At 44.6% G+C, this 2,171-nt stretch carries 3 protein-coding genes; 2 read left to right on the top strand and 1 reads right to left on the bottom strand.

The features are described from left to right. On the bottom strand, positions 1 to 1,211 hold a 1,211-nt coding region (locus AC3ZFK_RS08220; protein ID WP_487507428.1), incomplete at its 3' end, for an efflux RND transporter permease subunit. A 249-nt stretch (positions 1,212 to 1,460) separates the two neighbouring features. On the opposite strand from AC3ZFK_RS08220, the gene AC3ZFK_RS08215 reads away from it, so the two are divergent. After that, positions 1,461 to 1,664 (top strand): cold-shock protein, encoded by a 204-nt coding sequence (locus AC3ZFK_RS08215; protein ID WP_487507429.1) that lies wholly within the window; start codon positions 1,461 to 1,463, stop codon positions 1,662 to 1,664. 61 nt (positions 1,665 to 1,725) lie between these two features. Next, positions 1,726 to 2,130, top strand: coding sequence for a hypothetical protein (locus AC3ZFK_RS08210; RefSeq protein WP_489433788.1), 405 nt, complete (start codon positions 1,726 to 1,728; stop codon positions 2,128 to 2,130). Positions 2,131 to 2,171: the final 41 nt, after the last annotated feature.

The raw sequence follows: 2,171 nt of genomic DNA, 5'->3' as shown, positions 1-2,171 counted from the left end.
GCAGCAGGGAACAGGGTAAATGTAAGAATGAAGGCGACACCTGTGCCTATAGCCATCATTATGCCGAAATCTATAACTGGACGGATTCCACTTACTATCAGAGAGCCGAAGGCCACAATGGTGGTGAGTGTGGTATAGAAGCTGGGATGAAACTTGCTACGCAGGGTCTCTTCCACCAGTTTTCTCTGGTTCATGCTTTTGTCTTCAGCATGAAGCTCACGGTAACGTACTATCAGATGGACAGTAAGTGACAGGGTAATAATAAGCAGAAGGGATATAAAATTGGATGAGACCACCGTCACTGGCCAATTCATCAGACCCAGAAAACCAACCATGATTGTCCCGGTTCCAAAACAGGTGAGAATCGGAAGAATAATCCAGCGTGGTCTGCGAAACGAGATGGTGAGAATAGCGATTACAAACAGTAGCACCCCTACACCAAAGGTGGCTAGATCATGACGTACAAACTCAATAGAATCTGCAACAATCATTGGTACTCCACCCAGATACATGGTTGATACCGAGCTATGAGCAGACATAATGTCACGAATTGTCGAGATGGTGCTCTGTTGCTCTGCCTGCATCGAAATGTTGTGTTCTCTGAATTGCTGGGTAACATCATCAAGCTCTTGTTGATCTATTGTGGTGAACTCTCCGGTTAGTTGCTGAGCACGAAGTTCACTACGTCTATTAAGTAGGCGAAGATATGTCTCATCCCGCTTTATATTTAGTTGCAGGGCAGTTGTCTGTCCATCCGGGCTGATTAACAGGTTCTGGTATAGTGGGCTTGTGAGAAACTCTTCACGCGCCATGGTTATGTTTGTGTTTGGTGACTGTAATGTTAGGGTCTCTCGTTGAATGTCACTAAATCCAACTGGTGGGCTGTTGATCAACGGCACATTGAGTATGCTGGTTACTGACGTTATCTCATTAATTTCCAGCAGATCCGCCTGAAGCTGTTCCAGATCATTAAGAACTTCGGCACTAAAGAGATCTTTGGTTGGTGTGTAGGTGATGATCAGGTAGTCATCAGATTCATATCGTCCCTGAATGGAGCGGTGGTAGCGCAGGCTCTCGTCATTCTCCAGAACCAGGGAATCGGCTGATGCATCCAGATAGAAGTTTTGTGCATAGTATCCGGATATCCCAATAATGATGGATACTATTAGTAGTATAAGACGAGGCTGCCCCAAAATGATTCTGTACAACATCTACGCTCTCCTCTGCAGAACTGTTGATTCTACAGGCAATTGAGGTAAAAGTTGAGCCATAAAGATTTTTGAATTGTTACTTGTATAAGATGGTGTATTTACATAAAATTCGTCGCAATTCACGGGTAAAGATTGTGATGTTGGATTCCAAACCTTTGGTTACATGACGTACAGTGAGTTTTTTGGTTCACCATGGAGATATCTTCTGAGGTGAAATACGTTTTGTAATTTTTTAAGGTAAATTTTGATATGGCAACAGGTACAGTAAAGTTCTTTAACGACTCTAAGGGGTTTGGTTTTATCGTTCAGGATGACGGTGGTGATGATGTGTTTGTACACTTCCGTGCAATTCAGGGTGATGGCTTCAAGACTCTTGCTGAGAATGACAAGGTCAGTTATGACGTTGAGCAGGGCGAGAAGGGACTGTCAGCAGCGAATGTTGTAAAGCTGTAATTAACTTTCGAGTTTGTCAAAAAAGCCCGCATTTGCGGGCTTTTTTGTTTTGAGGATAGAGATGACAAGTAGAGTTGAAATCTATGTGGAGTTTGATTTTAGAGGAAAATCTTTTCGTCCCGTAGCAGACATTGATCTGGATGCAGTGATGGAGAGGTATGGGGAGGTACCATCATTAACCCGGGTTTTGGCAAGAGAGAATGGTATCGACCTCTATAGTTATGAGCTGGAGGTGATGGAGACTGTTCCAGTACAGGTGAGTCGGGCTGATGGTTTGGCCAGACAGTTTGTGCAGCAGAATGGCTGGTTTGATAAAGATGGGTTTGAGGCAGCATGGAGAGATGAGGTGGTGCGTCAGAAAATAGAATCCATTATCCAACACGACTTATCTGTTGAGGAGGCCGTGCTTGCTGCATACAGACTCGGCCTGGAGGATGGTCGGCAGGAGAAAAAACCCCAACCTTAACGCACGCCAAGCCCCTTCAGATTGCCGGACCCAGAGAGAAA

The organism is Candidatus Thiopontia autotrophica (assembly GCF_982804495.1).
This window is presented reverse-complemented; position numbering and strand designations above follow the sequence as displayed.